Below are 25,358 nucleotides of genomic sequence, written 5' to 3'. Positions count from 1 at the left end.
ATCAGGCCGCGGGCCGCGCGCCCGTCAGGCGTTGCGCTTGAACATGAACAGGAACGCGCCCATCGCCATCAGCACGCCGCCGAAGACGCGGTTCTGCGCGCGACGCGCACGCACGCTGCGCAGCACGCCCTGCAGCCGCGCGGCCAGCCAGGCGTAGCCGTGCATCACGGTCACGTCGACCGCCACCGTCGTGGCCAGCAGCACCAGCAGCTGCAGCCACAGCGGGCGCGTCGGCTGGATGAACTGCGGCAGCACGGCGGCCATGAAGACGATGCCCTTGGGGTTGGTCACGTTGGTGAGGAAGCCACGCAGCACGCGCTGCGACGCCGTGAGGTCGGGTTCGCCGGCGGATGCCGATGGGTCGCCCTCGACCCTGGCAACCGGCGCGCGCCACTGGCGCCAGCCCAGCCACAGCAGGTAGCACGCGCCCACCACCTTGATCGCCGTGAACGCGGTGGCCGAGGCGGTGAGCACCGCGCCCACGCCCAGGCCCGCCACCAGCAGGATCACGGCCAGCCCCAGCTGTAGGCCGACGATGGTCGCCGTGGTGCGCCGCACGCCATAGCTGAGGCCGTGGCTCATGCTGAGCACCGCGCCCGAACCGGGCGACACCGCGATGACGCAACTGGCCACCAGAAACGCGAGCCAGAGATGCAGGTCCATGAAAACGCCTGTGTGGGTGTGTGTTTCAGCCGGCCCGCTTGGTGCGGATGGCCTTCGAGGCGCGCGAGTTCGGTTCGCGGCCCAATGCTTCGCTGATGTACACGCCCGCGTCGATCAGCTTGTCCAGGTCGATGCCGGTTTCGATGCCCATGCCGTGCAGCATGTAGACAACGTCCTCGGTCGCGACGTTGCCCGTCGCGCCCTTGGCGTAGGGGCAGCCGCCCAGGCCGGCCGAGGACGACTGGAAGTTCCACACGCCCAGCTCGAGCGCCGCCAGCGTGTTGACCAGCGCCTGCCCGTAGGTGTCGTGGAAGTGGCCGGAGATGGCGTCGACACCGAAGTGCGCCAGCGTGGCCTCCATGGCCGCCTGCACCTTGCGCGGCGTGCCCACGCCGATGGTGTCGGCCACGTCCACGCGCTGCACGCCGATGCCCTTCATCAGTTGCGCGAGGTAGCCGACCTTGGCCGGCGCGATCTCGCCTTCATAGGGGCAGCCCACGGTGCACGACATGGCGCCGCGCACGGCGATGCCCTTGGCGCGCGCCGCCTCGACCACGGGCGCGAAGCGCTCGATGCTCTCGGCGATCGAGCAGTTGATGTTCTTCTGGCTGAAGGCCTCGCTCGCGGCGCCGAACACCACGATCTCGTCGGGCCACTCTTCGCGCGGCGCGGCAATGGCGGCCTCGAAGCCCTTCATGTTGGGCGTGAGCACCGAGTAGAGAACGCCCGGCTTGCGCACGATGCCGTGCATCACTTCGGCGTTGTCGGCCATCTGCGGCACCCACTTGGGCGAAACGAAGCTGGTGACCTCGATCTCCTTCAGGCCGGCGTCCTGCAGGCGGTGCACGAGGCCGATCTTGACCTCGGCGGAGACAGGTTGCTTTTCGTTCTGGAGGCCGTCGCGCGGACCGACGTCGACGAGCTTGACCTGGGTGGGGAGTTTCATGGGGTGTCTCTTGTGTCGCTGTCGCGGAAGGATGAAAAACCGGCTTCGATTGTCCGACACATGGCAATGCCCTGCTGGGTACACAAGTCGCGGAAGGTAGCAATGCGCGCCTGCGGGGTTGCAAATGGTGCCAACCGGTCGGCCCTGCAGGAAAACAGCCGCTAGACGGTCTCGCGCTGCGCGAAGCCGTCGGGCAGATCGCTCGGGGCTTCGGCCTCGTTCACATCGACCGCCGCCACGCGCGCACCGGCCGGCCCCTGGCGCGCCCAGTGCACCAGCGCCTCGACCGCATCGGCCTCGCCGGCCACGAGCGCTTCGACCTTGCCGTCGCGCCGGTTGCGCACCCAGCCGCGCACGCCGAGCCGCTGCGCGGCCTGCACCATCGACCAGCGATAGCCCACGCCCTGCACGAGGCCGTGGACGACGAGATGGCGGGTGATGGTGGCGTGTGGGTTCATGGGCAGTGGTCAGTACGACTTCGGCAGCCCCAATGCTTTTTCGGCGATGAAGTTCAGGATCATCTGCGGGCTCACCGGCGCGATGCGCGGGATGTAGCTCTCGCGCAGCAGGCGCTCGACATGGTATTCCTTCGCGTAACCCATGCCACCCAGTGTGAGCACGGCGTTCTGGCAGGCGTCGTGCGCCGCCTCGGCCGCGAGGTACTTGGCGGCGTTGGCCTCGATGCCGCAGGGCTCGCCCGCGTCGTACAGCGTCGCGGCCTTGAGCATCATCAGGTCGGCCGCCTCCAGGTTGGCCCAGGCGCGCGCGAGCGGATGCGCCACGCCCTGGTTCTGGCCGATGGGGCGACCGAAGACCACGCGCTCCTGCGCGTACTGCGAGGCGATGCGCAGCGCCGCGCGGCCGATGCCGATGGCTTCCGCCGCGATCAATATGCGCTCGGGATTCAGGCCGTGCAGGATGTATTCGAAGCCCCGGCCCTCCTCGCCGATGCGGTCTTCTTCGGGCACTTCGAGCCCGTCGATGAAGAGCATGTTGGAGTCGACCGCCGCACGGCCCAGCTTGTGGATCTCGCGCACCTCGACCTTGCTGCGGTCCAGCGCCGTGTAGAACAGCGTGAGGCCCTGCGTGGGCTTCTTCACCTGGTCCAGCGGCGTGGTGCGTGTGAGGATCAGCATGCGGTCGGCCACCTGCGCGGTCGAGATCCAGATCTTGCGGCCGTGCAGTACATAACTGCCGTTCGGCTGGCGCACCGCCTGCGTCTTGAGGCTCGTGGTGTCGAGCCCCGCATCGGGCTCGGTCACGGCGAAGCAGGCTTTCTCGGTGCCCGCGATCAGCGGCGGCAAGAAGCGCTGGCGCTGCGCCTCGGTGCCGAACACCACCACCGGGTTGAGGCCGAAGATGTTCATGTGCACCGACGACGCACCCGACATGCCCGCGCCCGACGCGCTGATGGCACGCATCATCAGCGCCGCCTCGGTGATGCCCAGCCCCGCGCCGCCCTGCGCCTCGGGCATCGCGATGCCGAGCCAGCCGCTCTCGGCGACGGCGCGGTGGAATTCGTGCGGGAACACGGCACGGTCGTCGTGGTCGCGCCAGTAGTCGACGGGGAAGTCTTCGCACAGGCGCTCGATGGCGGCGACGAGCGAGCGCTGGTCTTCGTTCAGAGAGAAATTCATTTGCTGCTGTCTTTCATGGGTTCCGGCTGCAGCGTGACGCCGCGCGCGAGCAGGCGGTCGATGGCGTCGTCCGCGTAACCCGCTTCGCGCAGCAGCTCGACGCTCTGCTCGCCGATGCGCGGCGCGGGCCGGCGGATGGCCGCGGGCGTGGCGCTGTAGCGGCCGACGGGCGCGAGCGTGCGGATGCGGCCTTCGCTCGGGTGGTCGAACTCGGGGAAGAAATCGACGGCGCGCAGGTGCGGGTCGTCGAGCAGGCTCTCGGTGGTGTGCAGGCGCGCGACGGGGATGTCGGCGGCTTCCAGCAGCGCCATCCATTCGTCGCTGCCGCGCGTGGCCATCACCTCGGCCACGAACGCGTAGACCGCGCCGATGTTCGCGGCGCGCGCCGTGTGCGTGCCGAACATCGGCGAGCTGCGCAACTCCGGCCGGCCGATCACGTCGAAGAAGGCCTGCCAGTGCTTGTCGTTGTAGATGAGCACGCCGAGATAACCGTCGGCCGTGGCGTAGGGCTTGCGGTGCTCCGCGAGCAGGCGCGCGTAGCCGGTGGGCCCGAGCGGCGGCTCGAAGCTGTGGCCGCCGAGGTGGTCGCCCATGACGAACTGCGAGAGCGCCTCGAACATCGGCACTTCCACCGCCTGGCCTTTGCCGGTGCGCTGCGCACTGAGCACGGCGGCGAGCAGCGCGATGGCGGCCTGCAGCCCCACGGCGCGGTCGGCCAGCGTGACGGGCGCGTAGCGCGGCGCACCGCCGCTTTGCTGCGCGAAGAGCGAGGCGACGCCGGCCGCGCCCTGGATCAGGTCGTCGTACGCAGGCTTGCCGGCGTACGGGCCTTCTTCGCCGTAGCCGAAGGCACCGAGGTAGACGATCTTCGGATTGACCGCGGCCACGGCCTCGTAGCCGAGCCCCAGCCGCGCCATCGCCTGCGGGCGCGTGTTGTAGATGAGCGCATCGCAGCCCGCCGCAAGCCGCAGGCAGGCCTCGCGGCCTTCGGGCTGCTTGAGGTCGAGCACGATGGAGCGCTTGTTGCGGTTCAGGTGCATCGCCATCGCGCCCATGCCCGCATGGCGCATCGGGCCGACGGCGCGCAGGTTGTCGCCCGACGGCGGCTCGACCTTGATGACGTCGGCGCCGAGGTCGCCGAGCGTCTGCGTGGCGTAGGGGCCCATCACCACGGCCGTGAGGTCGAGGATGCGGATGCCTTCGAGGGGGCCGGTCGCGTCGCTCATTCCGGTTGAATGCCCGCGGCCTGGATCAGCTTCTTCCACTTCGCCAGCTCGGACATGGTGAACGCCCCGAGTTCTTCCGGCGTGCTGCCGAACGCGTCGAAGCCCAGCCGGCTCACGCGCTCGCGAAACACCGCACCATTCGCCATCTCCGCGAGCGCCTTGTTGAGTTTCAGCACGACATCGCGCGGCGTGCCGGCCGGCGCGAACACGCCGTTCCACGAGGTGATGTCGAAGCCCTTGAGTTCGGGCGTGTCGGCCAGCGGCGGCAGTTCGGGAAAGAGCTTGGTGCGCTCCTGCGTGGTGACGGCAATCGCGCGCATCTTGCCGGCCTTGACCGTGGCGAGCCCCGCGGCGAGGTCGACCACCATCATCGACACCTGTCCGCCGATGAGGTCAGCGATGGCCGGCGGCGTGCTCTTGTAGGGCACGTGCAGCATCGGGATGCCGCTCATGCGCGACAGCGTGGCGCCGCTCACGATGCCGGTGCTGTTGCCGCTGGCGTAGGTCAGCTTGCCCGGATGTGCGCGGCCCCAGGCCAGCAGCTCGGCCACGCTCTTCACGGGCAGGTCGTTGTTCACCACCAGCATGAACGGCAGGTTGCCCATTCGGCTGACGGGCGCGAAGTCTTTCACCGGGTCGTAGGGCAGCGACTTCATCAGGCTCGGGTTGGCCGAATGCGTGGTGTTGGTCGTCATGAAGAGCGTGTAGCCGTCGGGCGGCGCCTTGGCCACCAGCTCGGCCGCGATCACGCCGCTGGCGCCGGCCCGGTTGTCGACGATCACCGAGGCCTTGAGCGCCTCGCCCAGCATCTGCGCGGTGATGCGCGCCACCGCGTCGGTGCCGCTGCCGGCGGCGAAGGGCACGACGAGCTTGATCGGCTGCTTCGGGTAGCCGCCGTCCTGCGCGAAGGCCCAGGGCGCGGCGCCCACGAGGCCCGCCGCAGCGCCGATGGAAATGAAACGGCGGCGGCTTTCCACCGCGACTGTTTCTGTCGCGTTCTTCGTCTGCATGGTTGTGTCTCCGGGGGTTGTCGTTCAGGGCCGGATCACGCGCTCCGGCGATTCCTCGTACGGCGGGCTGTAGATCACCAGCACGCGCACCGGCTCGTCGCTCACCACCGTGAAGGTGTGCATCGCGTCGGCCGGAAAAAAGCAGCTGTCGCCAGGATGCAGCTCCTGCCGCTGGCCACCCACCTCGGCGACCGCGCGGCCTTCGAGCATGTAGCAAACTTGTTCGATGCCCGGGTGCGCATGCGGCAGCGCGCCCTTGCCCTTCTGGATGTGGCCCACCAGCACCTCGAGCTGCTTCGCACCCACCGTCTCGGGACCGATCAGCCGCTTGTTCAGCGTGCCGGTGTGGTTGGCGGGGTGGTAGCCGGTGATCTCGTCCTCGCGGACGAAGTAGCGCGCAGCGGTGGCAGTCATCGGGGGCTTTCTGTCTTGGGTTCGATCGCGAGGCACGCCGAGCGCAGCATCGCCGCGATCTCCTCGATGCGCGGCTCCATGCGGTAGCGCGGGCCGGCCACCGAGATCGCGTAGGCCTCGCCGCCGATGCGCAGCGGCCAGGCCAGGCCGATCAGGTCGGGAATGCTTTCGCCGAGGTTGCCGTACCAGCCGCGCGCGACGCCGCGCTGCAGCTCGGCCTCGATGGCATCGGCGGTGGTGAGCGTCGCGTCGGTCAGCGGCGCGAGCGTCATGCCCTCGAGCAGCTTGCGGCGCGCTTCGGGCGCCAGCGTGGACAGCAGCGCGCGGCCCAGCGAGTTGGCGTACGCGGGGCGCGTTTCGCCCGACTCGGCCGTGTAGCGGATGCGCTGCGGCGCGCTCAGCACGTCGAGGTAGACGACGTGCTCCGCGTCGCGGAACTTGCCGAACACCACCGTTTCGCAGGCGGCATCGCGCAGTTCCTCGAGCGTGGCCTTCACCCGGTCGAGCACCGGGTCGTGCGCGGCGATGACCTGCGCCATGGCCAGCAGCCGGCCCGTGGGGTAGTAGCCCTGGCGGCGGCCGGTCTCGTACATGTAGCCCTGCTCTTCGAGCGTGCGGATCAGGCCCAGGCAGCTGGACACCGGCATGTCGAGCAGCCGCGCCATCTCGGACAGGGCCAGCGGCTGCTTCTCCCGGGCAAAGAGCTCGACGATCTCGATCACGCGGAACGCTGTTTTCACAACCATGAAGAAATTTTCTCGTATGTGAAAAACAAAAGCGTCGGGGTTTTCCCCCGCCGGCCGCGTGTCGGCCGGACCGTCGTCGTCGGCGCAGGGGCGTCAGTAGCCGCGGACGGGATCGACGATGCCGGCGATCGGCAGCCCCTGCTCCATCGCGCGGATCTTCCCGGCGATCTGGGCGATGGACTCCTCGCGCAGCGTGCGCGCCGAGCCGTGCGGCGTCACGGTGATCTTCGGGTGCCGCCAGAAGGCGTGGTCGGCCGGCAGCGGCTCGACCTGGAACACGTCGAGCGTGGCGCCCGCGAGCTGGCCGGCGTCGAGCATCGGGATCAGGTCGTCTTCGACCAGGTGGCCGCCGCGCGCGATGCTGATGAGGTAGCCCTCGGGCTTGAGCTTGCCCAGCGTGGTGCGGTTCAGGATGCCGCGCGTGGACTCGGTCAGCGGCAGCAGGTTGACCAGCACGCGCGTGGAGGCCAGGAACTCGTCGAACTGCGCCTCGCCGCTGAACACCTGCACGCCGTCGAGCGCCTTGGGCGAACGGCTCCAGCCGAGCACCGGAAATTCGAACTGCGCCACCGCCTTGGCCACGCGCTCGCCGAGCACGCCCAGGCCCATGATGCCGACCGGGAAGTCGCGCCGCAGCTTCGGCTTGCGGTAGCTCCACTTGCCCTCGCGCGCATCGGCCTCGTACACGTCGAATTCGCGGAAGTGGCGGATGAGCGTGTGGCACACGTACTCGGCCATCTGCACCGACATGCCCGCGTCGTCCAGGCGCACGATGCGCGTGTGCGCCGGCACCTTGAGCTTGAGCAGCGCATCGACGCCCGCGCCGATGTTGAACAGGCCGCGCAGGTCGGGCTGCTCGTCGAGGAACTGCTGGGGCGGTGCCCACACCACGCCATGGTCGGCCTGCGGCGCGCCGGGCGTCCAGGCTTCGATGGTGGCTTCGGGGAGTTCGGCCTTCAGGCCATCGATCCAGGGATCGGGACGGTTGTCGGTGAGGTAGACGGAGATTCGCATGGGCGCCATCTTAGAAGGCACCGGCTTGTTGCGTCGCGCGCCATCTCCTATGCTCGACCGCATTCAGCCACCCAGGAGACACCTTCCATGATCAAAGTCAGCGTGATGTACCCCCACACCCCCGGCGCGCGGTTCGACCACGACTACTACCGCGACCAGCACATGCCGATGCTCAAGGCCCGCATGGGCGACGCCTGCCTCTCGTACACCATCGACAAGGGCCTGGGCGGCGGCGCACCGGGCTCGCCGCCCACGTATGTCGGCATGTGCCACGTGTTCGCCGAATCGGTCGAGTCCTTCCAGAAGGCCTTCGGCCCGCACATGAAGGAGATCATGGGCGACGTGAAGAACTACACCGACATCGCGCCGGTGATGCAGATCAGTGAAGTGGTGGTGGGCTGACGGACGTCAGCTGACCCAGGCTTGCGCAGTGGCGAGAACACGCCATATGCCCAGAGGCCGGTGCAACAACATGAAGTGGCCCGAGCCTCGCAAGCCGCCCTGTCGGAGCGACATGTAGAAAAGTGCCTGGCTCGTCTGCTCGTCGATGCCCACGCGGGAGATGCGCACAAGGCCAATGGCATCTGGATAGGCTTTGTAGAAACACTCCCAGGCTGCGCCGAGCTTGTCTGCGTCGAACAGGCGATCAACGTCGCTCGCGCGGACCATTTGCAATCGAAGGTTCGGGCGTACGAGTTGGCTGGGTATCCACAACGGCGAAGGCTTGGCCAGCACCCGCAGGAAATCGTCGAGTCCCCTCCTCGAGGCCTGAGGCAAATCCTTCGCGAGCTGGTCACGGCCATTAGCAAGGCCGATAGTCCCGAACGCCTCGTCGGTGATCGCAGTGGTCTGCTCGATCACCAGCTTCTTCGCAGACGGCTTGTCCGGCTCAAGGCTGTTCAGGTAGGCCGCGATGACCTCTCGCTCGACAGCCCGCATCGGCTCGCTGCCGAGTGCCGGCACGGACACCAGCGAGCCGGCCATCGCAGCTATGGCAACGCGCCGGTTTGGCGTATGCAGCATGTCAGAGCGCCGGCCGCATCAGCTTCACCCAGCGCTCGACCGAAGGCCGCTGCCACTGCTGGCCCGCATAGGCCACCAGCCGCGGCGGCACCGCATCCCCGTTCAGCACCAGCCGGTTCAGCATCAGCGCCAGGTCCACATCGGCGATCGAGCAAGCCCCGAACAGGTATTCCGCCCCCACGGGCAGCAGTGCCTCGACCGCATCGAACAGCGACCGCGCCGACGCCTGCGCCGCCGCGGACAACGGCGCGTGTGTGGACCCGTAGAACACCACCTCGGTCGAGCGCTCCTGCCGGATCGGCATCAAGTCGCTGCGCAGCCAGGCCTGCACCTGGCGGGCCCGGGCCTTGCTGCGCGCATCCCTGGGATACAGCGGCGTTCCCGGAAACACCTCGTCGAGGTACTCGGTGATCGCGGACGACTCCGACAGCGCGAAGTCGCCGTGCACCAGCGTCGGCACGCGCTGCGTGAGCGACAGCTGCGAGAAGCCGGCGGCCCGGTTCTCCCGGGCGGCGAGGTCGAGCGGTGTCATCTCGAAGTCCAGCTGCTTTTCATGCAGCGCCACGAACACGGACATGGCGTAGGGGCTGGCGAACTGGGCGTCGACGTACAGGCGTATCGGGTCTTGCATCGCGGAAGGCTCCTGGGGATGGCGGCGGACCCGGTTGCGGCCCTTACGCGATCTTAGGGCGGCGACGACGCCACAGCACCCGCACCAGCCACCCCACGGGCAGCACCACCAGCAGCAGCCACGGCAGCGCCGCGGCCACGAAGGTGATGAGCGCGCCCACGCTTTCGGCCAGCACGTCGCCGGCGTTGCGCAGCGCGTGCGCCATCGGGCTGTAGCCGTCGCTGCCGCTGACCAGCGCGCGCTTGGGCGTGAACTGGATCTGGATGTGCTGCTTGCTGGTCTGCTGCGCCAGCACCTTGCGCTGGGTGGCGATGGCGTCGAGCTCGGCCTGGGTGTCCGACAGCGTGCGCTGGATCGCCAGCAGGTCGGCCATGGTGCGCTTGGTGACGGTGTCGCGCAGCATGACGCGCAGGCTGTCGCGGAACTCGGTGCGGTTCTTGATGCGGGCCTCGACGTCGATCACCTCGGAGGTCTTGTCCTCGCTGGTGGTGGTGTGCGAGACCACGTTCGCCACGCCGGCCAGGCCGCCGAGCAGCTTGTCGACGTCGGCGGGTTCCACACGCATCTCGAGCAGGGCGTTGCCCGGCTGCTGCGGCGTCTCGCGCAGCAGCGAAGAGGACAGCAGTTCGCACTTCAGCGTGCCGCACAGGTCGCGCACCTTGCCCCAGGCGTCGGCCAGCTGTTCGGCCGGCACTTCGACGTTCAGGTCCTGGCGCACGGCCAGGAAGCGCTGCAGCGCGGTCTCGCCGCTGCCCTGCCGCGCCTCGTCGGACTGCGAAGCGGCGATCTCGGCCTGCGGCGCGCGTGCCCGCTGCTGCTCCTTCATGGCCATACCGCCGCCATAGCCCATCGGCGGCGCCTGCATGGGCGCAGGCGCGGAGGCCGGCGCGACCGACTCGGCGCCGCGCTCGCGGCCGCAGCCGGCCAGCGACAGGGCAGCCGCCAGGGCCAGCAGGACAGCGCCCGCGCGGTGGCGCACGGCGGCGCGGGGTGTCGACATGGAAAGGGTGCGGCGGATCATCAGGACTCCTTGAAAAGAATGACTACCACCGCTGATACGGGCGAGCGCCCGGATCGGGGTTAAGCGGCAGCCGCCATTCGCAACAATTCGTCGCCCTCCGCCACCTGCTCGCCCGGCGAGAACATCAGTTCCTCCACCGTGCCGTCCGCCGGCGCGGCGATGGTGTGCTCCATCTTCATGGCTTCCATCACGGCCAGCGGCTGGCCGCGGCTGACCTTGTCGCCGGCCTTGACCGCGAAGGACACGACCTTGCCGGGCATCGGCGCCGTGAGGCGGCCGCCTTCGGCGTGGGTGTCGCCCGCGTGGGCGAGGCGGTCGATGGCCGTGAGGCGCGTGGCGCCCTTCGCCGCGAACACGTGGGCGGTGGCGCCGTCCAGGTGCACGTCGAGGGTCTGGCGCGTGCCGGCGAACTCGAGCTCGAACTCGCCCGTGGGAAAGCGCCCGATGGTGAGCGGGCCTTCGACACCGCCCACTTCGAGGTTCAGGCCGCCATCGCGGCGGTAGGTCAGCAGCGCGCTGTGCTCGGTGCCGCGGAACTCGAAGTCGAAGCGGCGCTTGTACTCGCCGTGCGCGCGCCAACCGTCGCGGCGCTCGAAGGGGTCGGGCACGCCGACCGGTGCTTCGGTGACCAGCGTGCGCGTGATGGCGGCGGCCGCGGCCAGCGGCAGGCCCAGCGGCTCGCGGTCGAACAGCACGGCGCGCTCTCGCTCGATGAGCGCGGTGTCGAGGTTGGCTTTCGAGAACGACTCGGTCGCCAGGATGCCGCGCAGGAACTGCACGTTGGTCGACACGCCCACGATCTGCACCTGGGCCAGCGCGGCGTCGAGCCGGGCCAGCGCCTCGGCGCGCGTGCTGCCGTGCACGATGAGCTTGGCGATCATCGAGTCGTAGAAGGGCGAGATCTCGCCGCCCTCGCGCACGCCGTCGTCGATGCGCACGCGGCTGCGCTGGAAGGCGGTGGCCTGCGGCTTGCGGTAGACGCGCAAGGTGCCGGTGGCGGGCAGGAAGTTGTTGTCGGGGTTCTCGGCGCAGATGCGCGCCTCGATGGCGTGGCCGTGGATCTGCAGTTCCGATTGCTTGGCGGGCAGCGGCTCGCCCGAGGCCACGCGCAGTTGCCACTCGACCAGGTCGAGGCCGGTGATGGCTTCCGTCACGGGGTGTTCGACCTGCAGGCGCGTGTTCATCTCCATGAAGAAGAAGTTCATCTCGCCGCCTTCGCGCTGCTCGACGATGAACTCCACCGTGCCCGCGCCCACGTAGTTCACGGCACGCGCGGCAGCCACGGCCGCATCGCCCATCTGCTTGCGCATCGCCTCGGTCATGCCGGGCGCGGGCGCTTCCTCGAGCACCTTCTGGTGGCGCCGCTGCACCGAGCAGTCGCGCTCGAACAGGTAGACGTAGTTGCCCTGGGTGTCGCCGAACACCTGGATCTCGATGTGCCGCGGACGCTGCACGTACTTCTCGATCAGCACCGCGTCGTCGCCGAAGCTGTTGATGGCTTCGCGCTTGCACGAGGCCAGCGCGGCCTCGAAGTCGGCGGCCTTGTCGACCGCGCGCATGCCCTTGCCGCCGCCGCCGGCGCTGGCCTTGATGAGCACCGGATAGCCGATGCGGTCGGCCTCGCGCTGCAGCAGCGCCGGGTCCTGGTCGGCACCGTGGTAGCCGGGCACCAGCGGCACGCCGGCCTTTTCCATCAGCTGCTTCGACTCGGCCTTCAGGCCCATGGCCTTGATCGCCGAGGGCGGCGGGCCGATGAAGGCCAGGCCGGCGTCGGCGCAGGCCTGCGCGAACTCTTCGTTCTCGCTGAGGAAGCCGTAGCCCGGGTGCACGGCTTCGGCGCCCGTGGCCTTGGCGGCCTCGAGGATCTTTTCCCAGCGCAGGTAGCTGTCCTTCGGGGCGCTGCCGCCGAGGTACACCGACTCGTCGCAGGCGCGCACATGGTTGGCGTGCGCGTCGGCATCGGAGTACACGGCGACGGTGCGAACCGCCATGCGGCGTGCAGTGGCCGCGACACGGCAAGCAATTTCACCGCGATTGGCGATCAGGATCTTCTTAAACATTCGGAGTGTCTCCCGGAGGATTCTTTTTCAGTTGAAAGGCGGACGTGACGCCCGGATCGGGCCGGCCACTGAAGATGCGTGCCACGCGGCTGAACAGCGCGCGCAGAAAACGCCAGCTCTTGCGGATGAGCCACACGCTGAGCACGAGCACGAAGACGAACAGCACCAGAAAGACCAGCGGATGCGCCACCGCGAGCCACAGCCCGGCCGGCACCATCGAGTCTTCGACCAGCGACGCACCGACGTTCGAAAACGGCTCAGGCGAGGTGTTGATGGCCGCGCGCGTGGTGGCCTTGGCCGCATGCGCCGTGGCCGCGAAGCCGCCGCCCAGCAGCGCCGCAACGACGGCCATGGCGCCGTGGTCCGCGCCGAACACGCTGGCCGCGAGCGCCGCGCCGGCGGGGATGCGGATGGCGGTGTGCACCACGTCCCACAGCGAATCGAGGCCCGGGATCTTGTCGGCGAAGAACTCGACGAACACCATGAACCCGCTGACCGCGAGCACGATCGGATGCGCGAGCATCTGCAGCCCCGAAGGCAGCGGCACCCAGCCGAAGTAGCCGACCAGGCCGGTCAGCAGCACGACGAGGTACAGGCGCACGCCGCTGGCCCAGCCGATGGCGGCGGCCAGTGCGAGCAGTTGGGGCATGTCGAGTGCGTTCATGGCGGTCCCTGGTTGGCTGTCAGCCGGCGAGCCAGGACGGCTTGCGCTTCTGCAGGAAGGCCTGCACGCCCTCGCGGCCTTCGTCGCTCGCGCGGATGTCGGCGATGCCTTCAACCGTCTTGGCGATGAGCGCGCTGTCGATCTCGCGGCCGGCCACGTCGGCGATCAGCTGCTTGCAGGCGCGTACGGCGGCGGGGCTGGCGCCGGTGAGGGCCTTCAGCAGCTCGTCGACCTTGGCGTCGAGCGCGTCGGCGGCCACCACTTCATGCACGAAGCCGATGCGGTGCGCCTCGGCGGCAGTGAAGCGCTCGGCCGTGAGGAAGTAGCGCTGCGACGCGCGCGGGCCCATGGCACGCAGCACGTACGGACTGATGGTCGCGGGCACGAGGCCGATCTTCACTTCGCTCAGGCAGTACCACGCGGTGTCCACGCTCACGGCCATATCACACGCGGCCACGAGCCCCATGCCGCCCGCGTACACGTCGCCCTGCACGCGCGCGATGGTGGGCTTGGGGCACTCGGCGATGGTGCGCAGCATGTCGGCCAGCTTGCCCGCGTCGGCGAGGTTCTCGCCCCGCGTGTAGTCGGCCATGCGGCGCATCCAGTTCAGGTTCGCGCCCGCGCAGAAGGCCGGGCCGTTCGCGCCGAGCACGACGGCCTTGACCTGCGGCGCGGCGCCGGCTTCGAGAAAGGCCTGCGTCAGCTCGGCGATCACGACGTCGTCGAAGGCGTTGCGCGCGTCGGGCTGGTCGAGCCAGATGCGCGCGACCGCGCCGTCGATGGCGAGGTTCAGCTTGGTGAAGGTGCTGCTCATGCGGTGCCCCTGGTCACATGCGGAAGATGCCGAACTTGGGTTCGGGGATCGGCGCGTTGCGCGATGCGGCCAGGCCCAGTGCGAGCACGCGGCGCGTGTCGGCCGGATCGATGATGCCGTCGTCCCACAGGCGCGCGGTGGCGTAGTAGGGGTGGCCCTGGTCTTCGTACTGCTGGCGGATCGGGGCCTTGAAGGCTTCTTCTTCGTCGGCGCTCCAGCTGCCGCCCTTGCCCTCGATGCCGTCGCGCTTCACCGTGGCCAGCACGCTCGCGGCCTGCTCGCCGCCCATCACGCTGATGCGTGCGTTGGGCCACATCCAGAGGAAGCGCGGGCTGTACGCGCGGCCGCACATGCCGTAGTTGCCGGCGCCGAAGCTGCCGCCGATGATGATCGTGAACTTGGGCACGTTGGCGGTGGCCACGGCCGTCACCATCTTGGCGCCGTGGCGCGCGATGCCTTCGTTCTCGTACTTGCGGCCCACCATGAAGCCGGTGATGTTCTGCAGGAACACCAGCGGGATCTTGCGCTGGCAGCACAGCTCGATGAAGTGCGCGCCCTTCTGCGCCGACTCGCTGAACAGGATGCCGTTGTTGGCGATGATGCCGACCGGCATGCCCTCGATCTCGGCAAAGCCGCAGACCAGCGTGGCGCCGAAGCGGGCCTTGAACTCGTGGAACTCGCTGCCGTCGACGATGCGCGCAATGATCTCGCGCACGTCGAAGGGCTTGCGGGTGTCGGTGGGGATCACGCCGTACAGCTCTTCGCGCGGGAAGTCGGGCGCGCGCACCGCGGCGCCGTCCGGCTTTTCTGCCGCCTTGGCATTCAGGTTGGCCACCGCCGAGCGCGCCAGCGCCAGCGCGTGCAGGTCGTTCTGTGCCAGGTGGTCGACCACGCCCGACAGGCGCGTGTGCACGTCGCCGCCGCCCAGGTCTTCGGCCGACACGACCTCGCCGGTGGCGGCCTTCACGAGCGGCGGGCCGCCCAGGAAGATGGTGCCCTGGTTCTTCACGATGATCGATTCGTCGCTCATCGCCGGCACGTACGCGCCGCCGGCCGTGCACGAGCCCATGACCACCGCGATCTGCGGGATGCCCTGGGCGCTCATGTTGGCCTGGTTGTAGAAGATGCGACCGAAGTGGTCGCGGTCGGGAAACACCTCGTCCTGGTTCGGCAGGTTGGCGCCGCCCGAGTCCACGAGGTAGATGCAGGGCAGGCGGTTCTGTTCGGCGATCTCTTGCGCGCGCAGGTGCTTCTTGACGGTCAGCGGGTAGTAGGTGCCGCCCTTCACGGTCGCGTCGTTGCACACGATCATGCAGTCGACACCGTTCACGCGGCCGATGCCGGTGATGATGCCGGCGCCCGGTGCCGACTCGGCCCCCTTGCCGTCGAGGTACATCGCATGCGCGGCCAGCGGCGCGATTTCGAGGAAGGGCGTGCCCGGGTCGAGCAGCTCGGCCACGCGGTCGCGCGGCAGCAGCTTGCCGCGTGCCGTGTGCTTGGCGCGCGCGGCCTCGCCGCCGCCCTGCTCCACTTTCGCGAACTGCTGCTGCAGGTCGTCGACCAGCGCGCGCATCGCGGCCGCATTGGCCTGGAAGTCGGCCGACCGTGCGTTGAGTTTGGTTTCGAGTTTGCTCATGCTGTCTTTTCTTGGCTGAGACCGAGCTGCTCGGTCATGGCGTCACGGATCTTGAATTTCTGGATCTTGCCGGTCACCGTCATCGGGAACTCGGAGACGAACTGGATGTACTTGGGCACCTTGTAGTGCGCGATCTGGCCCTTGCAGAAGTCGCGAATCTCGGCGTCGGTGGCGCTCTGGCCGGGCTTGACGATGATCCAGGCGCACAGCTCTTCGCCGTACTTCTTGTCGGGCAGGCCGACCACCTGCACGTCCTGCACCTTCGGGTGGCGGTACAGGAACTCTTCGATCTCGCGCGGGTAGATGTTCTCGCCGCCGCGGATCACGAGGTCCTTGATGCGCCCGACGATGTTCACGTAGCCCTCGGCGTCCATGGTGGCGAGGTCGCCGGTGTGCATCCAGCGCTCGGCGTCGATGGCTTCGCGGGTCTTGGGCTCGTCTTCCCAGTAACCGTGCATCACCGAGTAGCCGCGCGTGCACAGCTCGCCCGACTGGCCCGGCGGCATGATGGCGCCGGTCTCAGGGTCGATGATCTTCACCTCGAGGTGTGGCTGCACCGTGCCCACGGTGGACACGCGTCGGTCCAGCGGCGTGTCGGTGCTGCTCTGGCAGCTCACGGGGCTGGTCTCGGTCATGCCGTAGGCGATGGTGATCTCGCCCAGGTGCATCTCGTTGACCACGCGCTTCATCACCTCGATGGGGCACGGCGAGCCGGCCATGATGCCGGTGCGCAGCGTGGACAGATCGAACTCCTTGAAGCGCGGATGGTCCAGCTCGGCGATGAACATCGTGGGCACGCCGTGCAGGCCCGTGCACTTCTCGGCTTGCACGGTCTCGAGCACGGTGAGCGGATCGAAACCGTCGTTCGGATACACGATGGCCGAGCCGTGCGTGAGGCAGGCCAGGTTGCCCAGCACCATGCCGAAGCAGTGGTACAGCGGCACCGGAATGCACAGGCGGTCGGCCGGCGTGAGCTTCATGCATTCGCCGATGAAGAAGCCGTTGTTCAGGATGTTGCGGTGCGTGAGCGTCGCGCCCTTGGGAAAGCCCGTGGTGCCGCTGGTGAACTGGATGTTGATCGGGTCGGTGGCCTTCAGCGTCTTCTGCGTGGCGGCCACGCGCGCATCGGCCGCATCGCCGCCGGCCAGCAGCTCGCTGAAGCGGCGCATGCCGGGCTGCTCGTCGCCCTGGCCGGGCTTGTCGATCCAGAAGGTGTGCTGCAGCAGCGGCAGCTTGGCCGGGCCCAGCTCGCGCAGCATGCCCAGGTAGTCGCTGGTCTTGAACTGCGCCATCGTCACCAGCGCCTTGCAGCCGACCTTGTTGAGCGCGTACTCGAGCTCGGAGGTGCGGTAGGCGGGGTTGATGTTCACGAGGATCAGGCCGACCTTGGCGGTCGCGATCTGCATCAGCACCCAGGGCACGTTGTTGTGCGACCAGATGCCCACGCGGTCGCCGGGCACGAGCCCCAGGTTCAGCAGCGCGCTCGCCAGCTTGTTCGACGCGGTCTGCAGTTCGCGGTAGGTGAAGCGCTGGCCTTCGTGGCGGCTGACAAGGGCTTCGCGGTCGGGCTGCCTGGCAACCATGTCGTCGAAGAAGTCGCCGATGGCTTGCTCGATGAGGGGGACGTCCGTGGCGCCTTGGGCCAGGCTCTGCGTCAGTGGCATCGTCTTGTCTCCTTGTCTGGCGCCCTCTCCCTGCGGGGAGAGGGTGGGGGTGAGGGTGAGCAGCGCTGGATGAAGCGCGGCTTATGCCGTTTCGCTGAACAGCTCGCGACCGATCAGCATGCGGCGCACTTCGCTCGTGCCCGCACCGATCTCGTACAGCTTGGCGTCGCGCCACAGCCGCTCGACCGGGAAGTCCTTGGTGTAGCCCACGCCGCCCAGCGTCTGGATCGCCTCGCCGGCCATCCAGGTCGCCTTCTCGGCCGAGTACAGGATGGCGCCGGCCGCGTCCTTGCGGAAGGTGCGCGCATGGTCGTTGCGGTCGCAGGCCTTGCCCACGGCGTACACGTAGGCGCGGGTGGCCTGCCAGGTCGAGTACATGTCGGCGATCTTGCCCTGCATCAGCTGGAACTCGCCGATGCTCTGGCCGAACTGCTGGCGCTCGTGGATGTAGGGGATCACGGCGTCCATGCAGGCGGCCATGATGCCCAGCGGGCCGCCCGAGAGCACGGCGCGCTCGTAGTCCAGGCCGCTCATCAGCACCTTGGCGCCCATGCCTTCGCCGCCGAGCACGTTCTCTTCGGGCACTTCGCAGTTGTCGAAAAACAGCGGGAAGGTGTTGGAGCCGCGCATGCCGAGCTTGTCCAGCTTGGTGCCGGCGGAAAAGCCCTTGAAGTTCTTCTCGACGATGAAGGCGGTCATGCCGCGCGCGCCCATTTCGGGTTCGGTCTTGGCGTAGATGACCAGCGTGTCGGCGTCGCCGCCGTTGGTGATCCACATCTTGCCGCCGTTGAGCACGTAGTAGCCGTCCTTCTTGTCGGCCTTGAGCTTCATGCTCACCACGTCGGAGCCGGCGTTGGGCTCGCTCATGGCCAGCGCGCCCACGTGCTCGCCGCTCACCAGCTTGGGCAGGTATTTCTTCTTCTGCGCTTCGCTGCCGTTGCGGTGGATCTGGTTCACGCACAGGTTGGAGTGCGCGCCGTACGACAGGCCCACCGAGGCCGAGGCGCGCGAGACTTCTTCCATGGCCACGATGTGGGCCAGGTAGCCCAGCTCGGTGCCGCCGAATTCTTCCTTCACCGTCATGCCGTGCAGGCCCAGTTCGCCGAGCTTTTGCCACAGGTCGTGCGGGAACAGGTTGTCGCGGTCGATCTCGGCGGCGCGGGGCGCGATTTCGTTGGCGGCGAAGTCCTGGATCGCGCTGCGCAGCGCGTCGATGTCGTCGCCCAGGTCGAAGTTGAGGCCGAAATCGTGCATGAGTCTTGTCTCCTCTGAAGGGGTCGGCGCGCAGGGCTGCCCGCGCGGATGGCGCTTGAAAAAACGCAGCTTACGCCTCGTGGCGCCGCAATTGGCGCCACAATGGTTGCAAATTGCGCCACGACCGATGCCCTCCACCACGTCGTCCCCCGCCTTCCTGCGACCCGCCCGCGCCGTCACGCCGATGGCCTTCGTGCGAGCCATCGTGCAAGGGTATGCCCGCTACGGCAAGGACCCGGCGCAGGCCCTGCAGGCGGCACAGATCGCGCCGCGCGAGCTGGCCCGCCCCGGCGCGCGGGTGACGGCTGCGCAGTTCGAGGCGCTGTCGGGCCACGCGATGCAGGAACTGGACGACGAGGCGCTGGGCTGGTTCTCGCGCCGCCTGCCCTGGGGCAGCTACGGCATGCTGTGCCGCGCCTCGCTCACCTCGCCCGACCTGGGCGTGGCCATCAAGCGCTGGTGCCGCCACCACCGCCTGCTGACCGAGGACATCACGCTCGCGCTGGACGTGGCGGGCGGCGTGGCCACGCTGCGCATCACCGAGAACCGCCCGCTCGACCCCGCGTTCCGCGAGTTCTGCCTGGTGACCAGCCTGCGCTTCATGCACGGGTATGTGTGCTGGGCGATCGACTCGCGCATCTCGCTGCGCCAGGCCACCTTTCCGTTCGCGGCGCCGCCGCACCGCGACGCCTACCCGCTGATGTTCACGCCCGACGTGCACTTCGACGCACCGCAGGCCAGCATCAGCTTCGACGAGCGCTACCTCGCGCTGCCGCTGCTGCGCGACGAACGCGCGCTGCGCACCATGCTCAAGCGCGCCCTGCCGCTCACGGTGCTGCAGTACCGCCGCGACCGCCTGCTGGGCCAGCGCGTGCGCGAACTGCTGCGCGCGCGCGCCGGCGAGGCCACCACGGCGGAGGCGCTGGCGGGGCTGCTGAATGTGTCGGGGCGCACGCTGCACCGGCAGCTGCATGAGGAAGGCACCTCGCTGCAGGTGCTGAAGAACGAGGTGCGGCACGAGCTGGCGGTGGAGCAACTGCGCCGGACCACGCGGCCGATCAAGCAGGTGGCGCTGGCGGTGGGGTTCCGCAACGAGAAGAGTTTTTCGCGTGCGTTCCTGCAGTGGACGGGGCACGCGCCCCGGGACTTTCGGCAGCTGGGGTTGTAGGGCGCACCCTGGACCTCGGCCGCGCCTACGGCCTGCGCCATCAGCAGGCGAAACTGGATCAGCGCCGAATTCATCGCCAGCGGCGACATCAGCCTCGGGGCCGAGCTCCTGCGCGGCGAGCAAAGGAAGATTGCTCCGACCTCCCACTTGAGCAAGTTCGGCTACCCGCGCAGCATTTCGTTGAGGATGTGATGCAAAGAAGCGGTCGCTACGCTTGCGAGTTCGAAAAAGGAATAGCGCTTGAGATCCTTTTCCTGTGTCACTCGACCGCTATGCACATATTGAGATCGCAGCGCGTAAAGTGCCGACACCTTTTTCTTGCAGTCGCCCTCGTCGGCGAAAAACTGATGCATTGGATTCTTCGCCTTGCCCGGAGCGCACCAGTTGACGACCAAGTCCCTTACAGCGGCGCCGATGGATTGTTCTTTTGCGCCTTTAATCGCATTCTTCAACCAGTCGACTTGAACCGATGGCGTCTGCGCGTACTTCGCATCGATCTCTTCCCGCAGGAGTTCAATGGCCTGCTTGGTTTTGTCTCCCGCTTGCTGTCGATCCGCAAGCATCTCCAGTCCAGTGACTGCGATCAGAAATCTCCACACGTGCAATGTCGATCGACTTCCATGTGCAAGAAACGACGCGGCGATCAAAACCTCCCGACCTACCGGTCTTTCTTGCTGCGGTAGCTGTGTGGAAGCATCCGTCAGCTCTTTCGTAATTTGCACGATGTCGGTAAGAAAGGTGGGAACGATGCGAAAGCTCTTTGCCAGAGCAACATACTCATGCTCCGGATAAATCCATGCCCCCTCGTTGTAAATAACAAGGGGATTGGGTAGCTGCGTTGCTGGCCACCCGTGCTCTACGACGTCCTCTTGTCCTTCCCAAAAACCAAAGTCAGACACTTTGGTCTCAGAAATCTCTAGGGGCATGTTGACAGCCAACCGCCCATTCACCCCCGCTAACGCAACCGCTCGTTGGAGCACTGGGAAAAAACTCCTTGCGGCATCCGCCGCCGGAAAACCTCTCGCGATCAATACCAAAGCGCCGTTGCCATCGATCGAAACATCTACAAACCTCCCCGCTGCGGTAAACCCGAGTGTCTCTCCACTGGGTTGAATGGAGAGTTGCATCGCTGGGGAACAGTAAACACGGAGCGTGAATTCCTCAGGCGGCGTTCCCCTAGATAGAGGCAGGAATGAGCGTTCCATGATGTGCTTACTTTTTGAGAGATCTTGCCGCGTCGTCGAAAGGAGATCATCGTTCGCCTGCAACACGACTGCGCATGTCCATGCATTCGACTTGCAGAGTCAAGTTGACCGCACCGGCGGGCTTGCACGCGCAGGCCGCGGAAATTCTGCGCCCGCGCGGGCGCTACATGGCCTGCCGAGGCTCGGGATCAACCCGCTGGCGCGACCAGCCCCGCCCCATCGTCGCGCAGCGCGCGGAACGCCGAGACCTGCCACGCGAACTCTTCCGCGAAGGCCTCGGGATCGGTGACCGCATAACCGCCGTAGGCGTAGACCGTGGCGTAGGCCGCGTACGCCGCCGCCTGCAGCGCACGGCCGGCCACCGCCTGGGACACCGCATAGGTCGCGGACACCGCCGCATGGGCCGCCCCGTCCAGGGAGCGCGATCCCGGGTGGCTGCCGGCTACCACGGCCATCTGCTGCACGGCCTGCGCCAGTGCATCCGTGCCGGCCCGGCCGTCCAGAAAGGCCTCGAGCGTGTCGAGGCCTTCGATGGCTTCCGGCGACTCCAGTAGATGCCGCACGCGCCGGGCGCAGGCCAGGCCGAAGCGCAGACGCAAGGAGGCCTGGGCCTGCGCCTCCAGGTCAGCCTCCTGGGCAAGCCGGTGCAGTTCGGTGTTCATGGTTCGCTGCGCCTGTGCGACAGGGCGGGTGCGCGGCCTCAGGCCGGCTTGTCGATCAACGCCAGCGCATCGGCGATCGACTGGCTGTCTTCCGGCCGCACCAGCTTCGCGACCTGTTGCCCTTCACGCAGGAACACCAGCGTGGGCCACAGCCGCACGTTGAACGAGCGGCCCAGCGGGCGGCCGCTGCCGTCTTCCACCTTGATGCGGCGCACGTTCGGGTACTGGGCAAAGGCCTCTGCAATGTTCGGTTGCGCGGCCTTGCAGATGCCGCACCAGTTGGTGCCGAACTCCACCACGGCCGGGCCCTGGAGCGCGTCGATCTCGCTGCGGTCGGGTTGCTCGGTCTGGTACTCGGAGGTCATGGGCGGGGTCCTTGCGAATTCGAGGGAAGGAGCGCGTGAAGGCGACGGGCGCGCCACACGCTGACGGGCGTCATTGCACCAGAAACTCAGGCCGCCTGCAGGCCGTAGCCGGCCAGCAACGCGGGCAGTCCGGTCATGTCGCTGAACACGGCCACGGCGCCCGCGGCGCGCAGCGCGCCCGGGCCGCTGTGGCCCGACTCACCCGTGCTGTAGCCGAACACCGTGGCGCCCGCGGCCACGCCGGCCATCGCGCCGGTGACCGTGTCTTCGACCACCGCGCAGCGCCTCGGATCGACACCGAGCGCTTCCGCCGCGGCCAGGTACACGTCGGGATGCGGCTTGGAGCGCGGCATCTCGTGGCCGCTGAAGATGCGACCCTCGAAACAGTCGAGCAGGCCGACCTTGGCCAGCTGCAGCTCGACCTTGTGGCGGTCGGCGCCCGACGCGCAGGCGATGCGGCCCTTGAGGCGCGCATGGATCTCGCGGATGGCGGCGGGCGCATGGGGAATGGCGACGAGGTCGCGGTCCAGCGCCTCGTTGCGGCGGGCGCGGAAGCCGCGCAGCCAGTCGTCGGTGATCTTGAAGCCCGTCTTGGCCTCGATGAGCGCCGTCTCGTCCTTCACGGCCTTGCCGGTGAAGATGTTCATCGATTCCTCGGCCGTGAGCTGCCAGCCGAGCTCGCCGAGCATGTCGGCAAGCACGCGGTTGGTGATGGGTTCGGAATCGACGAGCACGCCGTCGCAATCGAAGAGAACGGCGGAAAAGGGGAAAGGGGTCATTGCGAGGCTGGAGTTCAGGGGTCTGGCCCCATGGTAGCAACGCACCCTTTCCGCACGGGCAGACTCAGGCTATCGGGTCATCTCAAACGACTGGGCGGATCGGAATGTAGATCTCGCCGCCGCCGGCCATGAATTCTTTCGACTTCTCTTCCATGCCCTCGGCCATGGCAGCCGCCTCGGCCACGCCCTTCTTGGCCGCGTACTCGCGCACTTCCTGCGTGATCTTCATCGAGCAGAACTTGGGGCCGCACATCGAGCAGAAGTGCGCCACCTTGCTCGAGTCTTTCGGCAGCGTCTCGTCGTGGAATTCGCGCGCCGTGTCGGGGTCCAGGCCCAGGTTGAACTGGTCTTGCCAGCGGAACTCGAAGCGCGCCTTGCTCAGGGCGTCGTCGCGCGAGCGCGCACCCGGGTGACCCTTGGCCACGTCGGCCGCGTGCGCGGCGATCTTGTAGGCAATGATCCCCTGCTTCACGTCGTCGCGGTCGGGCAGGCCCAGGTGCTCCTTGGGCGTCACGTAGCAGAGCATCGCCGTGCCGGCCCAACCGATCATGGCGGCGCCGATGGCGCTGGAGATGTGGTCGTAGCCCGGCGCGATGTCGATGGTCAGCGGGCCGAGCGTGTAGAACGGCGCTTCGTGGCAGTGCTTGATCTGCTCGTCCATGTTGGCTTGGATCATGTGCATCGGCACGTGGCCCGGGCCTTCGATCATGGTCTGCACGTCGTGCTTCCAGGCGATCTGCGTGAGCTCGCCCAGCGTGCGCAGCTCGGCGAACTGGGCCTCGTCGTTCGCATCGGCGCCCGAACCGGGGCGCAGGCCGTCGCCGAGCGAGAAGCTCACGTCGTAGGCCTTCATGATGTCGCAGATGTCCTCGAAGTGCGTGTAGAGGAAGCTCTCCTTGTGGTGTGCGATGCACCACTTGGCCATGATCGAGCCGCCGCGCGACACGATGCCCGTCATGCGGTCCGCCGTGAGGTGGATGAACGGCAGGCGCAGGCCCGCGTGGATGGTGAAGTAGTCGACACCCTGCTCCGCCTGCTCGATGAGCGTGTCGCGGTAGATCTCCCAGGTCAGGTCTTCGGCCACGCCGCCCACCTTTTCGAGCGCCTGGTAGATCGGCACCGTGCCGATGGGCACCGGCGAGTTGCGCACGATCCAGTCACGCGTGGTGTGGATGTTCTTGCCGGTCGACAGGTCCATGACGTTGTCGGCGCCCCAGCGGATCGCCCACACGAGCTTCTCGACCTCTTCCTCGATGCTCGAGGTGACGGCCGAGTTGCCGATGTTGGCGTTGATCTTCACCTTGAAGTTGCGCCCGATGGCCATCGGCTCAACCTCGGGGTGGTTGATGTTCGCGGGAATGATCGCGCGGCCACGGGCCACTTCGTCGCGCACGAACTCGGGCGTGATGATGCGCGGAATGCTCGCGCCCATCGGGTTGCCCGCCACGCGCTTGGCGCGCTCCTCGTTGGCCAGGTACTCGGCCATCCACTCGCGCTTGCCGTTCTCGCGCAGCGCCACGTATTCCATTTCGGGCGTGACGATGCCGCGGCGCGCGTAGTGCATCTGCGTGACGTTGGCGCCCGACTTGGCGCGGCGCGGCGTGCGCTGCAGTGCCGAGGCACCGGCGCGCAGCTCGGCCAGGCGCTGCGCGTCGCGGTCTTCGTTCTTGGCGCCGTCGTCCAGCGCGTGGTGCGTGCGGCCTTCGTAGCTCTCGGTGTCGCCGCGCTCGATGACCCAGGCGCTGCGCACGTCGGGCAGGCCGCGGCGCACGTCGATCTCGACCTTCGGGTCGGTGTAGGGGCCCGAGGTGTCGTACAGGGAGACGGTTTCGCCGTTGGTCAGCGCCACGTCGCGCACGGGCACGAACAGGTCGGGCCGGCTGCCCGGAATGACGCACTTGTGCGAGGCGGGAAAGGGTTCGCGCGTCAGCGACAGCAGCGAGGTGAACTTGTCGGGGGCATTCATCGGAGGCACTCCTTGTTGAGGGAAAGGGTGCTCCGCAATCGCTCAGTGGACCTCGGGAGGCCCGCCACCAGAAAAGGGAGTGACGGACCGAAGTCAGGGAGTGCAGCTCTTCTTACGCCGGTATGACCCGGATCAAGTTCGCGGGTCGGCAGCTTTGCCATCTCAGCACGCCACATGCGTGCACCCCGGAGCGGGGCCGATTGTGCGGGCCGAAGCCCGCCGCCGTCAACCCGGGGGCTGGTGCAGGTCGCCGTCGACGTAGAACCAGCGCTCGTCCTCGCGCACGAAGCGGCTGCGCTCGTGCAGGCGGAACGCCACGCCCGTCGCGCCGCGCTGGCGGGCGACGAACTCGACCTCGGCGTGGTCGGCGTCGAGCACCGAGCGCGAGCGGATGTCCAGCCCCAGCCATTTGACGCCCGGCTCGAACTCGACCGAGGCCGGCCGCTTCGACGCATGCCAAGTGGCGAGCAGGTAGTCGGCGCGAGCCAGCACGAAGGCCGAGTAGCGCGAACGCATCAGCGATTCGGCGTCGGGCGCCGGCGTGTTCTCGAAATCGTCGAGGTAGCGCCCACAGCACAGGGCGTAGCCAATGGGCTTGTCGCGACGGTCGGTGCGGCCGCAGGGGCAGGGGCCGGGAGTGGGGTCGGTGGCGCTCATGAAGGGCTCTATTGGAACACTTGGCGCGGCGGGGGCTGAAGGTGGGGTGTGGGAGGCTTCGGGGCATGCCCGCTTTGCGAGGACCTGCCGGGGCCAAAGGCGCCGGGGCCTCTTGCGCCAATGGCTTGTGCCG

The 25,358-nt window shown here is 67.9% G+C and carries 26 protein-coding genes and 1 riboswitch; of the genes, 2 read left to right on the top strand and 24 right to left on the bottom strand.

The features are described from left to right. Positions 1-24: 24 nt before the first annotated feature. From AC07Q9_RS19830 to AC07Q9_RS19790, 9 genes are all read right to left on the bottom strand, one after another. Entirely contained in the window at positions 25-663 is a 639-nt protein-coding gene (locus tag AC07Q9_RS19830) for a LysE family transporter (protein WP_495311489.1), read from the bottom strand. A 25-nt stretch (positions 664-688) separates the two neighbouring features. Next, positions 689-1,609: a hydroxymethylglutaryl-CoA lyase gene (locus tag AC07Q9_RS19825; RefSeq protein ID WP_495311487.1), complete on the bottom strand. Its 921-nt coding sequence runs from the start codon at positions 1,607-1,609 to the stop codon at positions 689-691. A gap of 161 nt (positions 1,610-1,770) precedes the next feature. After that, complete coding sequence (locus AC07Q9_RS19820; RefSeq protein WP_495311485.1) at positions 1,771-2,067, bottom strand: acylphosphatase; 297 nt, start codon at positions 2,065-2,067, stop codon at positions 1,771-1,773. A 9-nt stretch (positions 2,068-2,076) separates the two neighbouring features. After that, on the bottom strand, positions 2,077-3,246 hold the full coding sequence (locus tag AC07Q9_RS19815; protein ID WP_495311482.1) for an acyl-CoA dehydrogenase family protein: 1,170 nt from the start codon (positions 3,244-3,246) through the stop codon (positions 2,077-2,079). Beyond that, positions 3,243-4,472 carry a CaiB/BaiF CoA transferase family protein gene (locus tag AC07Q9_RS19810; protein WP_495311480.1) on the bottom strand — a complete coding sequence of 410 codons (1,230 nt, stop codon included), beginning with the start codon at positions 4,470-4,472 and terminating at the stop codon, positions 3,243-3,245. Before AC07Q9_RS19810 ends, AC07Q9_RS19815 begins: the two co-directional genes overlap by 4 nt. Beyond that, positions 4,469-5,482: a Bug family tripartite tricarboxylate transporter substrate binding protein gene (locus AC07Q9_RS19805; RefSeq protein ID WP_495311478.1), complete on the bottom strand. Its 1,014-nt coding sequence runs from the start codon at positions 5,480-5,482 to the stop codon at positions 4,469-4,471. Before AC07Q9_RS19805 ends, AC07Q9_RS19810 begins: the two co-directional genes overlap by 4 nt. A gap of 24 nt (positions 5,483-5,506) precedes the next feature. Then, positions 5,507-5,896, bottom strand: a complete 390-nt coding sequence (locus tag AC07Q9_RS19800; RefSeq protein WP_095746917.1) for a cupin domain-containing protein — start codon at positions 5,894-5,896, stop codon at positions 5,507-5,509. After that, positions 5,893-6,642, bottom strand: coding sequence for an IclR family transcriptional regulator (locus tag AC07Q9_RS19795; protein WP_495311475.1), 750 nt, complete (start codon positions 6,640-6,642; stop codon positions 5,893-5,895). The genes AC07Q9_RS19800 and AC07Q9_RS19795 overlap by 4 nt, the downstream gene beginning before the upstream one ends. Before the next feature lie 93 nt (positions 6,643-6,735). Beyond that, the gene (locus AC07Q9_RS19790; RefSeq protein ID WP_101491266.1) at positions 6,736-7,656 is read right to left on the bottom strand and encodes a 2-hydroxyacid dehydrogenase; all 921 of its coding nucleotides are present in this window, start codon (positions 7,654-7,656) and stop codon (positions 6,736-6,738) included. 87 nt (positions 7,657-7,743) lie between these two features. Between AC07Q9_RS19790 and AC07Q9_RS19785 the strand changes: the two genes are divergently transcribed. After that, on the top strand, positions 7,744-8,058 hold the full coding sequence (locus AC07Q9_RS19785; protein ID WP_492679854.1) for an EthD family reductase: 315 nt from the start codon (positions 7,744-7,746) through the stop codon (positions 8,056-8,058). 6 nt (positions 8,059-8,064) lie between these two features. On the opposite strand, the gene AC07Q9_RS19780 is transcribed toward AC07Q9_RS19785, so the two are convergent. From AC07Q9_RS19780 to AC07Q9_RS19740, 9 genes are all read right to left on the bottom strand, one after another. Further along, entirely contained in the window at positions 8,065-8,679 is a 615-nt protein-coding gene (locus AC07Q9_RS19780) for a hypothetical protein (RefSeq protein WP_495311473.1), read from the bottom strand. A 1-nt stretch (position 8,680) separates the two neighbouring features. After that, positions 8,681-9,310, bottom strand: a complete 630-nt coding sequence (gene yfcF / locus AC07Q9_RS19775; RefSeq protein WP_495311471.1) for a glutathione transferase — start codon at positions 9,308-9,310, stop codon at positions 8,681-8,683. A 43-nt stretch (positions 9,311-9,353) separates the two neighbouring features. Continuing rightward, complete coding sequence (locus AC07Q9_RS19770; RefSeq protein ID WP_495311469.1) at positions 9,354-10,310, bottom strand: DUF4349 domain-containing protein; 957 nt, start codon at positions 10,308-10,310, stop codon at positions 9,354-9,356. Between the two features lie 80 nt (positions 10,311-10,390). Next, positions 10,391-12,391: an acetyl/propionyl/methylcrotonyl-CoA carboxylase subunit alpha gene (locus AC07Q9_RS19765; RefSeq protein WP_495311466.1), complete on the bottom strand. Its 2,001-nt coding sequence runs from the start codon at positions 12,389-12,391 to the stop codon at positions 10,391-10,393. After that, positions 12,384-13,055 carry a DUF4126 domain-containing protein gene (locus tag AC07Q9_RS19760; RefSeq protein WP_062478695.1) on the bottom strand — a complete coding sequence of 224 codons (672 nt, stop codon included), beginning with the start codon at positions 13,053-13,055 and terminating at the stop codon, positions 12,384-12,386. The genes AC07Q9_RS19765 and AC07Q9_RS19760 overlap by 8 nt, the downstream gene beginning before the upstream one ends. Before the next feature lie 19 nt (positions 13,056-13,074). Next, positions 13,075-13,869, bottom strand: coding sequence for an enoyl-CoA hydratase/isomerase family protein (locus AC07Q9_RS19755; RefSeq protein ID WP_159279449.1), 795 nt, complete (start codon positions 13,867-13,869; stop codon positions 13,075-13,077). A 13-nt stretch (positions 13,870-13,882) separates the two neighbouring features. Further along, complete coding sequence (locus AC07Q9_RS19750; RefSeq protein WP_495311463.1) at positions 13,883-15,505, bottom strand: carboxyl transferase domain-containing protein; 1,623 nt, start codon at positions 15,503-15,505, stop codon at positions 13,883-13,885. After that, positions 15,502-17,169, bottom strand: a complete 1,668-nt coding sequence (locus AC07Q9_RS19745; protein WP_495311462.1) for an AMP-binding protein — start codon at positions 17,167-17,169, stop codon at positions 15,502-15,504. Before AC07Q9_RS19745 ends, AC07Q9_RS19750 begins: the two co-directional genes overlap by 4 nt. An 81-nt stretch (positions 17,170-17,250) precedes the next feature. Beyond that, positions 17,251-18,423 carry an isovaleryl-CoA dehydrogenase gene (locus AC07Q9_RS19740; RefSeq protein WP_062478706.1) on the bottom strand — a complete coding sequence of 391 codons (1,173 nt, stop codon included), beginning with the start codon at positions 18,421-18,423 and terminating at the stop codon, positions 17,251-17,253. 127 nt (positions 18,424-18,550) lie between these two features. Here AC07Q9_RS19740 and AC07Q9_RS19735 point away from each other — a divergent pair, with 127 nt between their 5' ends. Continuing rightward, positions 18,551-19,591: an AraC family transcriptional regulator gene (locus AC07Q9_RS19735; protein WP_056577362.1), complete on the top strand. Its 1,041-nt coding sequence runs from the start codon at positions 18,551-18,553 to the stop codon at positions 19,589-19,591. Between the two features lie 161 nt (positions 19,592-19,752). Here the strand turns inward: AC07Q9_RS19735 and AC07Q9_RS19730 are convergent, their stop codons facing one another. The 6 genes from AC07Q9_RS19730 to AC07Q9_RS19705 all read right to left on the bottom strand — a co-directional run bounded on the left by AC07Q9_RS19730 (position 19,753) and on the right by AC07Q9_RS19705 (position 25,225). Continuing rightward, positions 19,753-20,718: a hypothetical protein gene (locus AC07Q9_RS19730; protein WP_495311458.1), complete on the bottom strand. Its 966-nt coding sequence runs from the start codon at positions 20,716-20,718 to the stop codon at positions 19,753-19,755. A 266-nt stretch (positions 20,719-20,984) separates the two neighbouring features. After that, positions 20,985-21,458, bottom strand: a complete 474-nt coding sequence (locus tag AC07Q9_RS19725) for a hypothetical protein (RefSeq protein ID WP_495311457.1) — start codon at positions 21,456-21,458, stop codon at positions 20,985-20,987. A gap of 38 nt (positions 21,459-21,496) precedes the next feature. After that, on the bottom strand, positions 21,497-21,823 hold the full coding sequence (locus AC07Q9_RS19720; protein ID WP_495311456.1) for a thioredoxin family protein: 327 nt from the start codon (positions 21,821-21,823) through the stop codon (positions 21,497-21,499). An 86-nt stretch (positions 21,824-21,909) separates the two neighbouring features. Beyond that, on the bottom strand, positions 21,910-22,602 hold the full coding sequence (locus AC07Q9_RS19715) for an HAD family hydrolase (RefSeq protein WP_492698837.1): 693 nt from the start codon (positions 22,600-22,602) through the stop codon (positions 21,910-21,912). Between the two features lie 82 nt (positions 22,603-22,684). Then, on the bottom strand, positions 22,685-24,568 hold the full coding sequence (gene thiC / locus AC07Q9_RS19710; RefSeq protein ID WP_099793213.1) for a phosphomethylpyrimidine synthase ThiC: 1,884 nt from the start codon (positions 24,566-24,568) through the stop codon (positions 22,685-22,687). A 92-nt stretch (positions 24,569-24,660) separates the two neighbouring features. Continuing rightward, positions 24,661-24,766: riboswitch (TPP riboswitch) on the bottom strand. Positions 24,767-24,793: 27 nt separating this feature from the next. Continuing rightward, positions 24,794-25,225 (bottom strand): YchJ family protein, encoded by a 432-nt coding sequence (locus AC07Q9_RS19705; RefSeq protein ID WP_095746929.1) that lies wholly within the window; start codon positions 25,223-25,225, stop codon positions 24,794-24,796. Positions 25,226-25,358 lie beyond the last annotated feature (133 nt).

It is taken from the genome of Variovorax sp. GW821-FHT09A10 (assembly GCF_059418385.1).
The sequence above is the reverse complement of the archived record's forward strand: the minus strand, read 5'-3'. Positions and strand labels throughout refer to the sequence as shown.